17 protein-coding genes are annotated in these 18,058 nt (G+C 35.9%); 2 read left to right on the top strand and 15 right to left on the bottom strand.

The annotated features are described in order from the left end of the window. Positions 1-43: 43 nt before the first annotated feature. The 3 genes from BN1242_RS10945 to rpsU all read right to left on the bottom strand — a co-directional run bounded on the left by BN1242_RS10945 (position 44) and on the right by rpsU (position 2,238). Positions 44-1,369: an NfeD family protein gene (locus BN1242_RS10945; protein ID WP_062355740.1), complete on the bottom strand. Its 1,326-nt coding sequence runs from the start codon at positions 1,367-1,369 to the stop codon at positions 44-46. Positions 1,370-1,604: 235 nt separating this feature from the next. Beyond that, a complete protein-coding gene (locus BN1242_RS10940) occupies positions 1,605-2,051 on the bottom strand; it encodes a GatB/YqeY domain-containing protein (RefSeq protein ID WP_062355737.1) in 447 nt (148 codons plus the stop codon). A gap of 13 nt (positions 2,052-2,064) precedes the next feature. Beyond that, entirely contained in the window at positions 2,065-2,238 is a 174-nt protein-coding gene (gene rpsU, locus BN1242_RS10935) for a 30S ribosomal protein S21 (protein ID WP_062355734.1), read from the bottom strand. A gap of 178 nt (positions 2,239-2,416) precedes the next feature. Here rpsU and BN1242_RS10930 point away from each other — a divergent pair, with 178 nt between their 5' ends. Beyond that, entirely contained in the window at positions 2,417-3,334 is a 918-nt protein-coding gene (locus BN1242_RS10930) for a Na/Pi symporter (protein WP_062355731.1), read from the top strand. 45 nt (positions 3,335-3,379) lie between these two features. Here the strand turns inward: BN1242_RS10930 and deoC are convergent, their stop codons facing one another. The 12 genes from deoC to gpr form a co-directional block, all read right to left on the bottom strand. After that, the gene (gene deoC, locus BN1242_RS10925; RefSeq protein WP_062355728.1) at positions 3,380-4,045 is read right to left on the bottom strand and encodes a deoxyribose-phosphate aldolase; all 666 of its coding nucleotides are present in this window, start codon (positions 4,043-4,045) and stop codon (positions 3,380-3,382) included. A 210-nt stretch (positions 4,046-4,255) separates the two neighbouring features. Next, positions 4,256-5,611: a tRNA (N(6)-L-threonylcarbamoyladenosine(37)-C(2))-methylthiotransferase MtaB gene (mtaB, locus tag BN1242_RS10920; protein ID WP_062355725.1), complete on the bottom strand. Its 1,356-nt coding sequence runs from the start codon at positions 5,609-5,611 to the stop codon at positions 4,256-4,258. Positions 5,612-5,615: 4 nt separating this feature from the next. After that, positions 5,616-6,365, bottom strand: coding sequence for a 16S rRNA (uracil(1498)-N(3))-methyltransferase (locus tag BN1242_RS10915; protein ID WP_062355722.1), 750 nt, complete (start codon positions 6,363-6,365; stop codon positions 5,616-5,618). 15 nt (positions 6,366-6,380) lie between these two features. Beyond that, complete coding sequence (gene prmA, locus BN1242_RS10910) at positions 6,381-7,316, bottom strand: 50S ribosomal protein L11 methyltransferase (protein ID WP_062355719.1); 936 nt, start codon at positions 7,314-7,316, stop codon at positions 6,381-6,383. Positions 7,317-7,334: 18 nt separating this feature from the next. After that, the gene (dnaJ, locus tag BN1242_RS10905; protein ID WP_062355716.1) at positions 7,335-8,477 is read right to left on the bottom strand and encodes a molecular chaperone DnaJ; all 1,143 of its coding nucleotides are present in this window, start codon (positions 8,475-8,477) and stop codon (positions 7,335-7,337) included. Between the two features lie 159 nt (positions 8,478-8,636). After that, entirely contained in the window at positions 8,637-10,469 is a 1,833-nt protein-coding gene (gene dnaK / locus BN1242_RS10900; RefSeq protein WP_062355712.1) for a molecular chaperone DnaK, read from the bottom strand. Positions 10,470-10,509: 40 nt separating this feature from the next. Continuing rightward, a complete protein-coding gene (gene grpE / locus BN1242_RS10895; protein WP_062357000.1) occupies positions 10,510-11,118 on the bottom strand; it encodes a nucleotide exchange factor GrpE in 609 nt (202 codons plus the stop codon). A gap of 122 nt (positions 11,119-11,240) precedes the next feature. Continuing rightward, positions 11,241-12,272, bottom strand: coding sequence for a heat-inducible transcriptional repressor HrcA (gene hrcA / locus BN1242_RS10890; protein WP_062355709.1), 1,032 nt, complete (start codon positions 12,270-12,272; stop codon positions 11,241-11,243). Positions 12,273-12,361: 89 nt separating this feature from the next. Next, positions 12,362-13,495 carry a radical SAM family heme chaperone HemW gene (gene hemW / locus BN1242_RS10885; RefSeq protein WP_062355706.1) on the bottom strand — a complete coding sequence of 378 codons (1,134 nt, stop codon included), beginning with the start codon at positions 13,493-13,495 and terminating at the stop codon, positions 12,362-12,364. 124 nt (positions 13,496-13,619) lie between these two features. Continuing rightward, entirely contained in the window at positions 13,620-15,443 is a 1,824-nt protein-coding gene (gene lepA / locus BN1242_RS10880) for a translation elongation factor 4 (protein WP_062355703.1), read from the bottom strand. Between the two features lie 292 nt (positions 15,444-15,735). Then, positions 15,736-16,035, bottom strand: coding sequence for a DUF3679 domain-containing protein (locus BN1242_RS10875; protein ID WP_062355701.1), 300 nt, complete (start codon positions 16,033-16,035; stop codon positions 15,736-15,738). A gap of 145 nt (positions 16,036-16,180) precedes the next feature. Further along, positions 16,181-17,296 carry a GPR endopeptidase gene (gpr, locus tag BN1242_RS10870; RefSeq protein WP_062355698.1) on the bottom strand — a complete coding sequence of 372 codons (1,116 nt, stop codon included), beginning with the start codon at positions 17,294-17,296 and terminating at the stop codon, positions 16,181-16,183. 194 nt (positions 17,297-17,490) lie between these two features. On the opposite strand from gpr, the gene rpsT reads away from it, so the two are divergent. Continuing rightward, a complete protein-coding gene (gene rpsT, locus BN1242_RS10865) occupies positions 17,491-17,757 on the top strand; it encodes a 30S ribosomal protein S20 (RefSeq protein ID WP_062355695.1) in 267 nt (88 codons plus the stop codon). Positions 17,758-18,058 lie beyond the last annotated feature (301 nt).

Below are 18,058 nucleotides of genomic sequence, written 5' to 3'. Positions count from 1 at the left end.
AACTTAGCATAATGCTTCAACGATTAACTAATAAATTTACCATTTAATCATTTTCTTCATTCATTTCACGTACAACTATTCGGACACCTTCAACTTTTACTACTTTCACTTTTTTATTAACATTGATAAAATTGCCTTCTGATACTGCATCAACTCTTTCATCATCTATTTGAATAGTGCCGGAAGGCCTTAAAGGTGTAATTGTTGTAGCCACCTTACCTAATAAATCGGTTCTAGTCCGGTTTGATACGTAACCTTCTTCAGTGGTCGTTGCATCTCGAAGTACAATTTTATTTAAAAGACGCATTTTTTTCCCAAAAATTTTCATTAATATCACCATCGCAAATATTGCAATTGTTATTGCAACTAATAAACTAATTCCTGTATGGATCACATTTTCGCCTGCAAGGAGAATTGAAAATACAATCGCACCCAATCCAAGAAAACCAGCAATCCCCCCAGGTATAAACAGTTCTAGTATTAGTAGTATGATTCCCAAAACTAGCAATATTACTGATTCATATCCTGCAAAACCGGCTATATAATGCCCATAAAAATACAATAACAACGATACAATCCCCATATACCCAGGAATACCAAAACCTGGAGAATATAATTCTAATACGAGACCTAAGCTGCCAATCGATAATAAAATCGGTACGACAATTGGATTAGTTAAAAATCTTGCTAAATCCTCTGCAAATGTTGTCTCTAAATCACGGATTTCCGCATTTTCAAATTGCAATGTTTTAAGTAACTCTTCTCTATTATTAACAATTCCATTGGCATAACCAACTTCTACCGCTTGGCTTGCCGTTAAAGTTAATAATTTACCTTTTGGAGCTCCATACTTAGGTAAATCAATCGAATCATCAGCCATCGCCATTGCATAAACTGGATCTTTTCCGCCTGACTCTGCAGCTGCTTTCATCGAAGCAAGCCAAGCTGACTGCGCCTTCTGGTCTGCTGCATTCCCATCTTGGGTGATGACAGCAGCGGAACCCATTTTTCCAGACGGTACCATATATATCTCATCCATATATAAAGAAATATAGGCACCAGCCGAATAAGCATTTTGATTAATAAAACCAATTGTTTTAAGCTCTGTTCCATTTAATAATTTTGCAATATCATCCGCAGAATCGACCCTTCCGCCAGGGGTATGAATCTCAAAAATAATTGCCTTTGCACCATCTTTTTCCGCTGTTTTTATCGCTCTTTCTAAAAAGTGGCTCAAACCTTGCTCAACTTCATTTTCCAACGGGACATAATATACGATATCATTATTTCCTTTGACGACTTGATAAGGGATAATTGCGAGAGGAAATAACAGTGTAATCAATAAAATGGTGCGAAAAAATTTCCGCATACGATAGCCTCCCTTCTATATTTTTATTTTGGAGCTAAAAGTATATACGAATGAAGAAAATATATGTTTCAAAATAATTATAACAAATAAATTCAGAAAATGTATTTTTTTCTAACCCTCCGCTCTTTATAGGTGATAGCACTAACTTAGGAGAAAGTACATACCTTCGTGGAAAATGCAAAAAGAGACGGGTTGAAAGATTGTTTCATTCCGTCTCTTTTTTGTATGGTATGAGTTATGACAACTCTTTTTGTACTAATTTGTTAACGATGGAGCCGTCAGCTTTACCTTTTACTTTTGGCATTATTTTAGCCATTACTTTACCCATTTCAGCTTTAGAAGTAGCACCAACTTCTTTAATCGCTTCTTGAATAATAGTTGTTAATTCATCTTCAGTTAATTGTTTTGGTAAATACGCACTGACATAAGTAAGTTCTGTTTTGATTTTTTCAGCTAAGTCTTGTCGACCTGCGTTTTCAAATTCTTGGAGGGAATCTTTTCGTTGTTTTACTTCGCGTGAAAGAACAGTCAACTCTTCGTCTTCAGATAACCCTTGTTTGCCAAGCTTAATTGCTTCGTTTTGCAAAGCAGCTTTCAGCATCCGAATGACAGAAAGTTTTTCTTTTTCTTTGTTCTTCATCGCAACTTTCATATCTTCATTTAAAAGCTCAAGAAGACTCAATAACTACACCCTCTTACCATTTCCGTTTTCTAGCAGCTTCAGACTTTTTCTTACGTTTTACGCTTGGCTTTTCGTAAAATTCGCGTTTTCTGATTTCTTGTAGAGTACCCGTTTTTGATACTTGACGTTTAAAGCGACGTAATGCATCATCTAGGGATTCATTTTTACGAACGACTGTTTTGGTCATATCTTTCCCTCCCTCCGAACAAAACACCTTATATCAGATACATGAATATACCATGTACCTACAAAATTATAATATAACGTTTTATTTAGGTCAACTGCCGTTTAAAAATAATTCGACCGTTTTTCTTTTTTTTGCATGTTTTATTCTCTAAATCATATGTATTCATTGAGGTGAGGACATGCTATCCATAGTTTTCTTTTTTATTTATATTTTTTTATTCATTGGTGGGATGACTGTAATGCGAACCGGTTTAATGCATTTATCCGGTGAAAAAATGAAACAATGGTTACTAAAATTCACTAGTAACCCGTTAAAAAGTTTTTTGTTTGGTATAATTATAACAATTATTTTGCAAAGTAGCTCTGCGGTGATGATTATTATTATTGGACTTATTTCAGCACGTGTAATGTCCTTTCCCCAATCAATTGGGATCATTTTAGGAACGAATATTGGTACAACAGCGACAGTCGAGTTTTTAGCCTACGGGACAGATGAGTTCATATTTCCTTTGTTAATAACTGGAATACTGTTTATTTTTTTCAGAAAAAGTTTCATTCGTAGCCTCGGTCTCTGTCTATTCGGTTTAGGAGCAATTTTTTTAGCGATGTTTGGTTTTGAGAAGTTAGCAATTCCACTGGCTGAAAATCAATATTTAGCTAAACTATTCGTACAGATGAATGAACATTTAATGTTATCTGTACTCGTCGGATGTATTGTAACTGCTATTATTCAGTCTAGTACTGCAATGACAGGAATTGCAATGGGATTTATCCATGCTAATATTCTTTCGCTTCCTGCAGCAATAGGAATTGTTTTAGGAGCAAACATCGGTACGTGCTTTGATGCTTATATCGCAAGTATTGGCGGCGGAAAAGAAGCAAAACAAACAGCATATGCCCATATTTGGATTAATTTTATCGGAGTGTTCCTGTTCTTACCTTTCCTAATTCCGTTTTCTTCAATAATGGAAGATTTATCTTTCGTACCTGAGCAACAATTAGCCCATGCTAGTGTAATCTTCAATGTAGTAGTATCATTATTATTCCTACCATTTACTCATTTCTTTGCGAAGATGATTCAAAGAGTCCATAAATAAAAAAAAGGAGGACTTGCCACTATGCAGGTTCCTCCTTACAGAATTTTAGTAGTCTGTATTTGCCGTTAGTCCTTGTACGATTGCAATTCCTGAACTTGCCCCAATTCTCGTAGCACCAGCATCCACCATTTTTTTTGCATCTTCTGCACTGCGAACACCACCAGATGCTTTTACTCCAATTGTTGGTCCAACTGTTTTGCGCATTAATTCAATGTCTTGGACTGTTGCCCCGCCAGTTGAAAATCCAGTGGAAGTTTTTACAAAATCTGCTCCAGCTTCGACAGCAAGCTGACATGCTTTCACTTTTTCTTCGTCTGTTAATAAACTAGATTCGATAATTACCTTCACTAACGCATGAGGTTTAGCTGCCTCTACAACTGCTTTAATATCGTCTCGTACTAAATGGAAGTCGCCACTTTTTAAATTCCCAATATTGATTACCATATCTATTTCCTCTGCACCATGCTCAATTGCATTTCTTGTTTCAAATGCTTTCGTTTCTGATGTAGTGGCACCGAGGGGAAAACCGATAACTGTGCAGACTTTCACATCTGTGTTTTGCAAAAGACTTGCTGCGTGTTTTACCCATGTTGGATTTACACAAACTGATGCAAAACGATATTCTTTTGCCTCTTCACATAATTTTTCTATTTGTGTTTTCGTTGCTTCTGGTTTTAATAATGTGTGATCAATTAGCTTAGCGATATCCATAATGGATCACTCCTTTTTATTTTATTCTGATTGTATCATGTCTCATATGACTTTATTTGTCAAATTGAATTTTCAAGTATCAAAAAGTTTGCCGGCTCCAAAAGTAGATCTTATGGTAACAAAATAAAAAGACATTTCCACAATACAGATCATGAACCGAATTTTTTTGGCTTAGACTGTTTCATGGATTTGTCTTTTACTCATTCGTTTTTATAAAGCTGTAGCTCCTACTTCCGATGTTATCTCATCCATAACACGAACAAATGTAGCTTCATTATATGGATAACCGGATTTCGTAATTTTAACGCGGACAATTTTTCCAATCATATCTTCCGTAGCAGGAAAAACAACTTTCAAGTAATTATCAGAATATCCTTCATATAGTCCGCTATTTGGATCCTCTTTATATTTTTCTTCTGGAATTACTTCGAGCACTTCATTTTCAAATTGGGAAGCATACTCTTTCGCCAATTGATCAGACAAGACGATTAACCGTTGCACGCGATCATTTTTCACATCTTCATCAATTTGATCTTCCATTCTTGCCGCAGGGGTACCAGTCCGTTTTGAGTACGGAAAGACGTGAAGTTCAGCAAATTTATGTTCTTCAATAAAACGGTATGTTTCCATAAATTCTTCCTCTGTTTCCCCTGGAAAACCGACAATAACATCTGAAGTAATCGCCACTTGTGGCATTGCTTGTTTTAATTTATTAATTCGTTCAGCAAACTCGGCCATCGTATATTTTCTTCTCATTCTTTTTAATACAGTGTCTGATCCGGATTGTAGTGGCACATGCATATGTCTCACAACAATATTTGATTTTTCTATCGTCTCGATTACTTCATCCGTTAATTGACTAGCTTCAATCGAGGAAATTCGTATCCGTTTTAAGCCTTTCACTTGTGCTTCTAAATCTTGTAATAGCATTGCTAGAGTGTAATCTTTCAAATCCTGTCCATATCCACCAGTATGAATACCAGTTAAAACAATTTCCCGGTAACCAGCATCTACTAGTTGCTGTGCTTGGGTAATGACATCTTGTGGATTTCTAGAACGCATTAATCCACGTGCCCAAGGAATAATACAGAATGTACAAAAGTTATTGCAACCTTCTTGTATTTTCAAAGAAGCGCGAGTTCTATCTGTAAAGGAAGGTACATCCATTTCTTCATAAACGCGGTTCTTCATAATATTTTTCACGCCATTAATTGGTGTCCGTTCTTGCTTAAATTGCTCAATATATGTAAGCATCTTCGGACGATCTTGTGTTCCAATAACGATATCAACACCAGGTATAGCTAAAATTTCTGCAGGAGAAGTTTGGGCATAACAGCCAGTAACACAAATAACTGCGTCCGGATTTCTCCTAATCGCACGCCGAATAACTTGGCGACTTTTTTTATCACCAGTATTCGTTACCGTACAAGTGTTAATAACATAAACATCAGCTAATTTTTCAAAGTCAACACGGTTATACCCATTTTCTTTAAATAATTGCCAAATTGCTTCTGTTTCGTAATGATTAACTTTGCATCCTAAAGTATAAAATGCTACAGTGCTCATGAAATCACCTCATTAATTCAAAATAAAATGACATCGCGGAAAGTGCATATAATGGTGCAGTTTCTGCCCGCAATATCCGAGGACCAAGTCCACAAGGAAGAAAACCAGCTAGTTGTAATTGTTCTACTTCTAACTCGGATAACCCTCCTTCAGGTCCGATAACTAATACTAATGAATTATCTTTTGTTACCTTTTCCAACGTTTGGAAAAATTGATTCTTTTCATTCGTTCTTCCTGCCTCTTCATAGGCAACTAATTTATAATCATATTTTTCACATTCAGAAATGAAAGTTGTGATTGATTTCGGTACATCAATGGACGGTACTACCAACCTCTCCGATTGTTCTGCCGCCTCTTTGGCGATTTTTCGCCACCGCTCTTGCCGCTTTTTTGCTTTTTCATTATCTAATTTGACGATCGTTCTTTCCGAACTAATAGGTATTATCTTGTGAACACCTAGTTCTGTAGCTTTTTGGACTACGAGATCGAATTTTTCACCTTTTAATAAACCACATGCAATTGTAACATTAACTGGCAGCTCTCTATCTTCTGTGAATTTTTCAAGGACTTTTGCAAGAAGGTGATCGTCCGCAATTTTAGTTATTTTACAAATAGCCACCTCTTTAGTAGAAAAGACGACAGAAATTTTATCTCCTATCGTCATCCTCATTACCCGGGTAATATGATGATAATCATTGCCTGCTAGTTGAATATAGTTCTCATCTATTGCATCATTAACGAAATATCTTTGCATACGTCCACCGCCAATTTATTTTGTAGCGATAATTGTTACCCAATCTTCCATCACTAAAGTCTCTTTAATTTTAAATCCTGTTTGCAGTAGTTTTTCTTCGACTTCTTGCCGTTTTAAATTAATGATTCCTGATGTAATAAAGACGCCATCAGGGACGAGCAAATGATAGGCATCGTCCGCAAATCGTACAATTACTTCCGCTAATATATTAGCAACAATCACATTCGCTTTCTGTTCAATACCATCTAATAAATTGTTTTGGAATATGTCTATCTGTTCATTTACTTTATTTAATTTTATGTTAATTTTCGCTGTTTGCACAGCCACCTCATCTAAGTCTAGAGCTAATACTTTTTCAGCACCAAGCATACTGGCGGCGATACTTAATACACCTGATCCAGTTCCAACATCGATAACAAGATCCCCATTTTTCACTATTCTTTCGAGCGCTTGAATACTCATTACAGTTGTTGGGTGAGTTCCTGTTCCAAAAGCCATCCCAGGGTCCAATTCGATAATATGTTCATCCGTCGTAACTGGTTCATATTGTTCCCAAGTAGGTACGATCGTAAATTTGCTTGAGATTTTAACAGGATGATAATATTTTTTCCATGCAGTTGCCCATTCTTCATCATTTACTTCACTAATCGTAACTTGATTCATACCTAGATCAAAATTGTATAATATTAAATTATTTATCGCGCTTTTTATTTCTTCCACCGTTTCGCCTAAAAAACTATTAACGGGCAAATACGCTTTTACTATGACACCTTCATTTGGGTAATCATCCGGATTTAAATTATAAATTTCCCCAAAACGATCTTCCCGCTTTTTTACAAGTTCAAAGGAATCCTCAATGACAACCCCACTAGCTCCCGCTTCATATAAAATATTCGTAATCGGTTCAACTGCTTCATTTGTAGTATGGATACTTATCTCCGACCATTTCATGTCGCCAACTCCAATCCATTATTCTCCTTTAAACGCTCTTTTCACTTTTCCGAAAAACGATTCGTCTTGTTCATCTATCGTTTGTCCGCTTATTTCTGCAAATTCTCGGAGTAATTGTTTTTGTTTCTCGGTTATCTTAGTTGGTGTAATAATTTTCACTGTTACATGTTGATCACCAATTCCATTTCCGCGAACATTTTTCACACCTTTTCCTCTTAAGCGGAATTTTGTATTCGTTTGTGTACCAGCAGGAATTTTTAATTTAACTTTTCCGTGAAGTGTTGGGACTTCAATTTCATCGCCTAACGTGGCTTGAACGAATGTAATCGGCATTTCACAATATATATCATCATCTTCACGATGGAAAAATTCATGTTGTTTTACGTAAAACACAATATAAAGATCTCCAGCAGGTCCACCGTTAATACCCGGTTCTCCCTGTCCAGCTACACGTAACTGTTGTCCGTCATCAATTCCAGCTGGAATTTTAATATGAATCTTGCGACGTTTTTTCACTTTACCCGTTCCGTGACATGTAGAACATTTGTCTTTAATAATTTGCCCTGTTCCATTACAATGAAAACAAACTCGTCGATTAACAATTCGGCCAAACGGGGTATTTTGTTCTGTACTTAGTTGGCCAGTTCCGTGACAGTGTGGACATGTTTCTGGTTTCGTTCCTGGTTTAGCACCGTTTCCTTTACAAGTACCACATTCTTCTTCCCGAGGAATTTCAATATCTGTTTCCTTACCAAAAACTGCTTCTTCAAAATCTAATGTCATAGTATATTGCAAGTCTGCTCCCTGTCTTGGTGCATTAGGATCTCTTCTTCTAGAGGAGCGACCACCACCGAAAAATGTATCAAATATATCTTCGAAACCGAACCCGCCGTCACCAAAACCGCCGAATCCGCCACCACCGAACCCACCAAAACCTTGGTTTGGATCGGCATGACCGAATTGATCGTACTGAGCACGTTTTCCGTCATCACTTAATACTTCATATGCTTCTGCAATTTCTTTAAATTTTTCATCTGCACCCGGTTCTTTATTAATATCTGGGTGATATTGTTTTGATAACTTCCGATATGCCTTTTTGATTTCTTCTTTCGTAGCGGTCTTACTTACACCGAGTACATCATAGTAATCACGTTTACTCATTATTTTCCACTCCCGATTCCTTTTGCATAAATGTAATTCTAACATTTTTATAAGGAATGATGCAATAATTTCCTGTTCCTTTAGTCCATATAAAAAGTCAAAGCCAAGCGAACCTGACTTTGACTCCACATGTGAATCAGTTAAATGTTATAATCCATTTTATTTATCTTCATTTATTTCTTCAAAATCTGCATCAACTACATTGTCATCGTTATTCTTCTTTTCCCCTTCACTTGCAGCGCCATCAGTCGAATTTTGCTCTCCAGCTTGTTGATATAATTTCATTGAAATATCTTGAATGATTTGTTGTAATGCATCTTTTTTCGTACGTATTTCATCTATATCATTTTTCTCAATTGCTTTCTTCAACTCATCTTTCGCTTCTTCTGCTTTCTTCACTTCAGCAGCATCGACTTTCCCTTCAACTTCTTTTAACGTTTTTTCTGTCGTGAAGACTAGTTGATCTGCTTCATTACGAAGTTCCACTTCTTCTTTTCGTTTTTTGTCAGCTTCCGCATTTTGTTCTGCTTCTTTAATCATGCGGTCAATTTCATCGTCAGAAAGACCCGAAGAAGATTGGATAGTAATTTTTTGCTGTTTGCCAGTACCTAAATCTTTTGCACTAACATTAACAATTCCATTTTTATCAATGTCAAATGTAACTTCAATTTGTGGAATTCCCCTTGGTGCAGGTGGAATATCCGTTAATTGGAAGCGTCCTAATGTTTTATTATCTGCAGCCATTGGGCGTTCCCCTTGTAACACGTGAATGTCAACTGCTGTTTGATTGTCAGCAGCAGTGGAGAATACTTGTGACTTAGATGTAGGAATCGTTGTGTTTCTTTCAATTAGTTTTGTAAATACGCCGCCCATCGTTTCAATACCTAAAGATAGTGGTGTAACATCTAGTAATACGACATCTTTCACATCACCGGTAATAACTCCACCTTGAATTGCGGCACCCATCGCAACAACTTCGTCCGGATTAACACCTTTGTGCGGTTCTTTACCGATTTCTTTACGGATAGCTTCTTGAACAGCAGGAATTCTTGTCGATCCACCAACTAAAATAACTCGATCAATTTCACTGGCAGAAAGACCTGCATCTTTTAACGCTTGCCGAGTAGGACCCATCGTTCTTTCCACTAAATCAGCGGTTAATTCTTCAAATTTTGCTCGTGTTAATGTGATATCTAAATGAAGTGGGCCTGTTGGTCCTGCTGAGATAAACGGCAAGGAAATTTGTGTACTTGTAACTCCAGATAAATCCTTTTTCGCTTTTTCAGCTGCATCTTTTAGACGCTGTAAGGCCATTTTATCTTGGCCAAGATCAATGCCATTATCTTTTTTAAATTGATCGACTAAATAATTGATAATTGCTTCGTCAAAGTCATCACCACCAAGTTTGTTATCTCCTGCTGTGGCACGAACTTCGAATACACCGTCTCCTAATTCTAATATGGATACGTCGAATGTACCGCCACCGAGATCAAATACGAGAATTGTTTGATCTTCATCGGCTTTATCTAAACCATAGGCAAGAGCTGCAGCGGTTGGTTCGTTAATAATCCGTTCTACTTCAAGTCCAGCAATTTTACCTGCATCTTTTGTTGCTTGTCTTTGCGCGTCATTGAAGTAAGCTGGAACAGTGATTACAGCTTTTGTTACTGGTTCTCCTAAGTAACTTTCAGCGTAGGACTTTAAATATTGTAAAATGATTGCTGAAATTTCTTGTGGTGTATGGTCTTTTCCTTCAATATGTTCTTTATAATTAGTACCCATATGGCGTTTAATCGACATAACCGTATTAGGGTTCGTAATTGCTTGACGTTTAGCAATTTCACCAACTTGTCTTTCACCATTTTTAAAAGATACAACTGATGGAGTTGTCCGGTTTCCTTCAGGACTTGGGATTACGACAGGTTCTCCACCTTCTAACACTGCGACACAAGAGTTGGTCGTTCCTAAATCTATTCCAATAATTTTACTCATAACATCTTCCTCCTAAATTTTAAAAATATGTAAATAATACTTACTGATTAACTTTAACCATGGAAGGTCGGATCACTTTATCATTTAACAAATAACCTTTTTGAAATTCCTCTAATACAATATTGGATGCTTTATTTTCATCATTACCTTGCATTACTGCATGATGGAAATTTGGATCAAATTCTTTGCCAACCGCTTCAATTGGTTTTATTCCTTCTTTTTCAAAGGCTGTTAAAATGCTCCGGTAAATCATTTCCATCCCTTCTAGCAACGCTTTGCCTGATTCACTGTCTGCTTCTGTTTGAAGGGCTCTTTCGAAGTTGTCAATAGCGGGCAACAATTCACTAGCTAATTTTTCTGAACGATATTTTTCAATCATCTCTTTTTCACTGCGACTCCGTCTTTTAAAGTTTTCAAAATCTGCTTGAACCCGGAGTAATCGATTTTCTTTTTCTTCCACTAATTTCTCAAGTTCAGCAATTTTCATTTGATATTTTTCTAGTTCTTTATTTTCATTTTCTTTTTGTTCATCTTCTAAAAAAACAGGTTCCACTGGGGTATCCATATTTTCCTCAACGACATCTTCATTTACTGCTGTATTTTTTTCTTGATTAAGATCATTAGTCAAAGTTTTTTCCTCCATCGACATATTTTTTTCCTTTTCCAAGCATTTCACCCCCATTTTTGCCTAATGTGTCAGTATGTAAATAAATTTTTTACAAACGAATAAGGCGGTGTGCGAAGCATCGTTTGGACAATGCTTCGCTAAGTCTACCGCCAAAAATACAACCTTGTTAACTCGTTTGTCAAGTTTTTACTTAATAAATTCAATAATGATATTACGCGGCTATAATTCATTCGTTTTGGTCCTAGTATCGCAATTGTTCCAATTTGTTCTTCACCAATATTATAAGTTGCAGTAATTAAACTACAGGAGTTCATTGCTTCATTATTATTTTCACTTCCGATTTTCACGTGGAGACCGATTGGTGTTTTCTTTAAAATTTTCGAGAAGTCTTGTTCCTTTTCAATTAAATCAAATATGTTTTTTATTTGATTGAGATCTTGAAATTCTGGCTGAGCAAGCATATTGTTCTTGCCGCTATAATACAGTTTCTCATCCTCAGATAAATGAAAGACTTCTGAAATGGACCGTAGTAAGTACTCATAATTGTCTACATGTTCTCTTAGAATTGCAGACACTTCTTTAAATAATTTATCTTGTAGTACATTTAACGGGACACCAGCTAATCGACTATTCAGGATGTTCACGACTTTTTCAAAATCTGCTCTGTTCAGATCTTGCGGTATGGCAAAGACTCGATTTTCAATATGGCCAGTATCAGTAACTAGTACCGCCAATGCTGTTCGCTCATTTAATGGGATAATTTGTACTCGGTTTAATTTATTTACCTTTACGGCTGGACCTAAAACAATTGCCGTGTATTTCGTTAAATCTGATAATACTTTTGCAGAGTTTTGCACAATTTTTTCAAACTCATAATATCGTTCTGCAAAAACAGATTGAATTCTTTCTAATTCAGAATTATGGAGCTTTTGCGGTTGAATTAAATGATCGACATAAAAGCGATATCCTTTTTCTGACGGTACTCGGCCAGATGACACATGTGTTTTTTCAATAAAACCTAGTTCTTCTAAGTCAGCCATTTCATTTCGAATAGTTGCTGAACTTAAAGCAATCTCTTCTTTTTTTGCCAAAGTACGCGAGCCAACCGGATGAGCAGAGCGAATGAAATCATCAATGATGACCTGCAATATTAACAATTGACGTTCTGTTAACATTACTATCACTCCTTTTAGCACTCTTTAATGGTGAGTGCTAAATCTATAATTAAATTAACAAATTAGCTTTTAGTTGTCAATGTTTTAACTTAGTTAAGAAATGCTTGAAATACTTCATTTCCTAGTAGTCTTCCCTGTTTCGTTAACTGTATTTGATTATTTATAATTTGAATGAGGTGTTTTTTTTCTAACTGTAATATTTCTTCTTTATATTTTTCCAAAGGAGAAATGTTAAATTTTTGTTGGAATTTATTTATATCGACCCCAGAAGTTTTTCTTAGCCCTAGAAACATCTCTTCTTCCATTTTTTCCTGTTCCGTCAAAACTAGTTCTTGGCGGATTGGTAATTTGTCTCCCTGCAAAGATTTCATATATTGGTTCACTGGGCCAATATTCGAACGTCGTTTGTTTTCTATATAACTATGCGCACCAGCACCAAAACCATAATACTCCTTATTATCCCAATAAAGTAAATTATGTCGACTTTCATATCCTTGTTTGGCGTAATTACTTATTTCATATTGATGGAAACCATTGGCTGTCATCTCTGCCATTATTTCTTCATACATATCTGCTTCCACATCTTCTTTCGGCAATAATAACCTCCCTTGTCGCATTAAATTATAAAAAACGGTTTTTGGTTCAACAATTAAGGAATATGCCGAACAATGTTCAATATTTAACGAGAAAAACTCTGATAAAGAATGACGTACGTCTTTCATCGACTGGTTTGGCAAGCCGTACATTAAATCAATACTAATATTGTTAAAACCAATTTCTTTTGCTAGTGCGATTGACTGATATACATCGTTGTTAGTATGCGTTCTGCCAATGATCTTTAATAAGGGGGGAGAAAATGTTTGGACGCCAATGCTTAGACGATTAACCCCATTTGTTCTCATAATAGAGAGCTTTTCTTTCGATAAATCATTCGGGTTTGCCTCTACCGTAAATTCGTAATCCGCTTCCGTTTGTATATGTTTTCGAATAATGGTTAATAAACTTTCTAGTTGCTTTTCCGAAAGTGCTGTCGGTGTTCCACCACCAATGAATATTGTCTCCACTTTTGAAGCAGGACTTGCGGCAAAGGTAAGTGCCATTTCTTTATCTAGAGCTGACAAATATTCTTCTACTGGCTGACCTTTTAAAAATACTTTATTAAAATCACAGTAATGACATATATGATTACAAAATGGAATATGGATATATACTCCTTTTGGCATTTAAACACAACCTTCTTTTTTAAAAGTTACAAATATAGAATCGTGTAAAAAAACGAAAAAGAGGCTAGTGATTGGACTAACCTCTTTTACGTTATCATGGAGATGACGAAAGATTATTCAATTATTAGTCCTCATCAATTTTTAACACTGCCATGAACGCTTCTTGTGGAACTTCAACAGATCCAACTTGTTTCATCCGTTTTTTACCTTCTTTTTGTTTTTCTAATAATTTTCGTTTCCGAGAAATATCTCCGCCGTAACATTTCGCTAAGACATTTTTACGCATCGCTTTAATGGTGGAACGAGCGATGATTTTATTCCCGATTGCTGCTTGGACAGGAACTTCAAATTGTTGACGAGGGATAATTTCTTTAAGCTTTTCAACAATGACCTTTCCACGATGATACGCCGAATCTTTATGCACAATAAAGCTTAAAGCATCAATTTTTTCCGCATTTAATAAAATGTCCATTTTAACAAGTTTGGAAGGTCGGTAACCGATCATTTCATAGTCGAAAGAGGCGTATCCTTTCGTATTCGATTTAAGCTGATCAAAAAAATCAAAGACGATTTCAGATAATGGTAACTCATACGTAATCGTTACCCGTGTCTCATCTAAATATTGCATATCGATAAAAACTCCGCGTTTTTTCTGGCAAAGTTCCATGATTGCACCGACATAATCATTTGGTGACATAATGCTTGCTTTGACGAACGGTTCCTCCACATGGTCAATTTTTATCGGATCAGGCATGTTGGATGGGTTATCGACATGTAGTGTCTCACCATCGGTTAAATATACATCATAAATAACACTTGGTGCAGTAGTAATTAAATCAATTTTAAATTCCCGTTCAATTCGTTCTTGAATAATTTCCATATGAAGCAAACCTAAAAACCCGCAGCGGAAACCGAAGCCTAACGCTTGTGAAGTTTCCGGTTCAAATTGTAATGCAGAATCATTTAGCTGAAGTTTCTCCAGCGCCTCCCGTAAGTCATTGTATTTCGCTGTATCTATCGGATACAATCCACAATAGACCATTGGATTTAAGCGGCGATATCCAGGTAAAGGTTCTTTTGCCCCATTTTCTGCTAACGTAATCGTGTCCCCAACTCTCGTATCACCGACATTTTTAATAGAGGCCGTTAAATAACCAACATCTCCGACCGTTAATTCTTCGCGTTTCACTGGATGTGGAGAGAATACACCAAGTTCTGTTACTTCAAATTCTTTGCCAGTCGCCATCATTTTAATTTTGTCGCCGACTTTCACTGAGCCTTCGACGATACGAATATATGCAACAACTCCACGGTACGCATCATATAAAGAATCAAATATCAATGCTTTTAATGGATTGTCAGGGTCACCTTGAGGAGCGGGTACTTTTTCAACTACTTGCTCTAAAATTTCCTCGATTCCTATCCCAGCTTTTGCAGATGCTAGCACTGCATCTGATGCATCTAATCCAATTACATCTTCTATTTCTTGTCTCACTCTTTCTGGATCAGCACTTGGCAGGTCGATTTTATTAATAACAGGAATGATTTCTAAGTTATTATCAATTGCTAAATATACATTAGCAAGTGTTTGTGCTTCAATTCCTTGGGCAGCATCAACGACTAAAATCGCCCCTTCACACGCCGCTAAGCTTCGCGATACTTCATAAGTAAAATCGACATGTCCTGGTGTATCAATAAGATGAAGAATGTATTCTATACCATCTTTAGCAGTATATGTAAGTTGTACAGCGTTCAATTTAATGGTAATACCCCGTTCTCTTTCAATATCCATTGAATCTAATAACTGTTCTTTCATTTCGCGGGAAGTTAATGCATGAGTTGTCTCTAAAATTCGGTCCGCTAATGTTGACTTTCCGTGGTCAATATGGGCAACGATGGAAAAGTTCCGAATTCTCGCTTGTCTATTTAGTTTTTCTTCTCTATTCATTCATTTGTTCACTCCTGTAGTAAAGACAAAATCACTAGTCTTGATTATAACAATACAATATTTTAGATTCAATAAAAACTATTTAATTTAAAACTTGTTTTCATAATAGTACTTTAACTAAAATGCATGTTTTGCTTTTTTTATAAGGGAGTATCACATCATTTGGTAATTTTTCAAGGTTGAGTCGCCGTTTCATATGAAAGATTTATTTAAAGGGTATTGTGAGGCAAGCAACAAAAAAGAGATGTCCGTTAAAACAAATACGGAGCATCCCTTTCTTTAATATTCCCAACTATGTATCATTGTTAAAAAATTGGGATGTGATATTCGTAAACAAGCCAGCTATTTTTTTACCTACATCGGAAAAAAGATTATATGTTTGAATTTCTTCTAATGTCTGACGTTTTTCTTCTAAATCCTGATTATTATAGGAATATTGATTATCTAAACTAACATTTAATTGGTTTTCAAACCGAGGATCATGATACCCCTTCATTTTATAGACACCATGATTTGCTTCTTGAATACCGATAATCACTCCGAATAATAGAACGACAACTAATAAAAATGTTTTTAATAAAAACCGAAACATATAATCACACCCATTCATTTTTCCTAAAAGCACGGATCTTCTAGCAATATGTTGAAAACGCGAACATTTATCCTTACTAAGAAATCTAGTACTTCTTATACACGTATATGCGCAAATTCTTCAAAAAATACTAGAGATGATAGAATTAATGAGTTGTAAAACCTGCATTTTCCTCGTTTATCGCTTCATGTAATGCACTATTTAAACCATTTGCAATGATATTTGCCATATTTTCGATAAACACATCTACTTCTTTCGGTGTCACCATAAGATTATGACCTAAAGGGGCTAGTACTTCGCGAATTAATGCCCGCTTTTCCTCTTCTTCTAACGTACCGACAATCCCTAAAAACGTTTGTCTTTCTTCCTCTTTTGGCATATCATCATCACTCAACACTTTTTTCTCACCAAATGTTAAACCAGCTGGAACTAATGAACGAGATGGTTTATTACCTTCTTTTAGTTCGCGGCCAAAATGCTTTAACAAAAAGTCTATCGTATCGCTCGTAATAGAAACTGCATCCACAACAGTCGGAACACCAATACTAATCGTTGGAATACCTAAAGTTTCTTCACTTAACTCTTTCCGTTTATTTCCAACACCAGATCCTGGATGAATGCCCGTGTCAGTAATTTGAATCGTAGCATTTACTCTTTCAATCGACCGTGATGCGAGTGCATCAATTACGATAACGAAATCAGGCTTTGTTTTTTGAACTACACCAAAAATAATATCACTCGTTTCAATACCAGTTATACCCATAACTCCTGGTGCTAATGCACTAACAGGGCGGTAACCGTCTGCTACATTTTCTGGCTGTAAATTAAATAAGTGACGTGTGACTAACACATTTTCACATACGATTGGACCTAATGCATCTGGGGTAACGTTCCAATTTCCTAACCCGACTATTAGGCAACTCGCATCATTAGGAATTTTACTTATTTGAAGAAAACGCGCAAATTCTTTTGCAAATACCTTTTGTGCTTCCTGTTCTATTTCTTTATTTTGTTCTCTAATTCCTATTGCCTCAATAGTCAAATAGTTTCCTGCCTTCTTGCCTATTTGCTGTTCCCCTTTATCCGTAATTTGTACTTCAATTATTTTCACATTACCTTCTTGACGATCTTTAACAATTACACCTTCAATTTTCGATACTGGTTCTTTTATTTTTTTACTTTCCTGCTGTTCAACAAACATATCTCTAGCTTCAATAGCTAAATCTGTACGAACTTGAAATTGTTGTAAATCTCGCTCCATCAATATCCCCCTTTACCTAGTTTGCATTAAAAAATTTATTATATATTGTTTCCGACTATATTTTTTTCATTCACTACTCTCGTTAAACCTATTGCATTCTTTTGTTTCATTTGGTAGAATATCATTTGTTCATAATGTTGAATTTGGATAGTCGAGTTATATAGATCTCGCTCGTTCACTAGGAGGTGAAGAGATTGGCAAATATTAAATCTGCTATTAAACGTATTAATACGAACGAAACAAAAAGAGTATTGAACAAATCTGCAAAATCAGATATGCGTACTGCCATTAAACAAGTGGAATTAGCAATTGTTAATAACGATGCAAGTGCTGCCAAAACAGCATTACCTGTAGCTATTCGTAAAATTGATAAAGCAGTTACGAAAGGTTTAATTCACAAAAATGCGGCTGCTCGTCATAAATCACGTCTACAAGTAGCTGTGAATAAATTGGAAGCTTAATTTATTGGAAAGTTTGGGCATGATCAAAAGTAAACTCGTATCTATGTCAAGGACACAATAAAAAGTGAGATTAAGCAACTAGAAGATGATTCCTGTTTTTAAACAGGGTCATCTTTTTTACTTTCCATAGAGAGATCGCCCATTGTTATAGCAAAACTATGTCATCATTTATTTTTGCCTTAAGCAGAAGCATAAGATGGATAAGACTTCGTAAATGGATATTTTATTGGTCAACATTTAGATTATACATTTCTGTTATATGGTAAATAAGTATAATGACGGATATAAAATACCTGTAGTC

This window comes from Bacillus kwashiorkori, assembly GCF_001375515.1.
GTDB lineage: Bacteria > Bacillota > Bacilli > Bacillales > Caldibacillaceae > Bacillus_BK > Bacillus_BK kwashiorkori.
Note: the sequence above shows the minus strand (reverse complement) of the source record. Positions and strands in the feature narration are given on the sequence as shown.

What these genes read in the sequence shown, in the direction of transcription:
- hemW (WP_062355706.1), bottom strand. Translation starts at nt 13,495, where the DNA reads ATGCCAAAAGGAGTATATATCCATATTCCATTTTGTAATCATATATGT.
- hrcA (WP_062355709.1), bottom strand. Translation starts at nt 12,272, where the DNA reads ATGTTAACAGAACGTCAATTGTTAATATTGCAGGTCATCATTGATGAT.
- deoC (WP_062355728.1), bottom strand. Translation starts at nt 4,045, where the DNA reads ATGGATATCGCTAAGCTAATTGATCACACATTATTAAAACCAGAAGCA.
- BN1242_RS10915 (WP_062355722.1), bottom strand. Translation starts at nt 6,365, where the DNA reads ATGCAAAGATATTTCGTTAATGATGCAATAGATGAGAACTATATTCAA.
- BN1242_RS10875 (WP_062355701.1), bottom strand. Translation starts at nt 16,035, where the DNA reads ATGTTTCGGTTTTTATTAAAAACATTTTTATTAGTTGTCGTTCTATTA.
- dnaJ (WP_062355716.1), bottom strand. Translation starts at nt 8,477, where the DNA reads ATGAGTAAACGTGATTACTATGATGTACTCGGTGTAAGTAAGACCGCT.
- BN1242_RS10930 (WP_062355731.1), top strand. Translation starts at nt 2,417, where the DNA reads ATGCTATCCATAGTTTTCTTTTTTATTTATATTTTTTTATTCATTGGT.
- dnaK (WP_062355712.1), bottom strand. Translation starts at nt 10,469, where the DNA reads ATGAGTAAAATTATTGGAATAGATTTAGGAACGACCAACTCTTGTGTC.
- lepA (WP_062355703.1), bottom strand. Translation starts at nt 15,443, where the DNA reads ATGAATAGAGAAGAAAAACTAAATAGACAAGCGAGAATTCGGAACTTT.
- mtaB (WP_062355725.1), bottom strand. Translation starts at nt 5,611, where the DNA reads ATGAGCACTGTAGCATTTTATACTTTAGGATGCAAAGTTAATCATTAC.
- prmA (WP_062355719.1), bottom strand. Translation starts at nt 7,316, where the DNA reads ATGAAATGGTCGGAGATAAGTATCCATACTACAAATGAAGCAGTTGAA.
- grpE (WP_062357000.1), bottom strand. Translation starts at nt 11,118, where the DNA reads ATGTCGATGGAGGAAAAAACTTTGACTAATGATCTTAATCAAGAAAAA.
- rpsU (WP_062355734.1), bottom strand. Translation starts at nt 2,238, where the DNA reads ATGACCAAAACAGTCGTTCGTAAAAATGAATCCCTAGATGATGCATTA.
- gpr (WP_062355698.1), bottom strand. Translation starts at nt 17,296, where the DNA reads ATGGAGCGAGATTTACAACAATTTCAAGTTCGTACAGATTTAGCTATT.
- BN1242_RS10945 (WP_062355740.1), bottom strand. Translation starts at nt 1,369, where the DNA reads ATGCGGAAATTTTTTCGCACCATTTTATTGATTACACTGTTATTTCCT.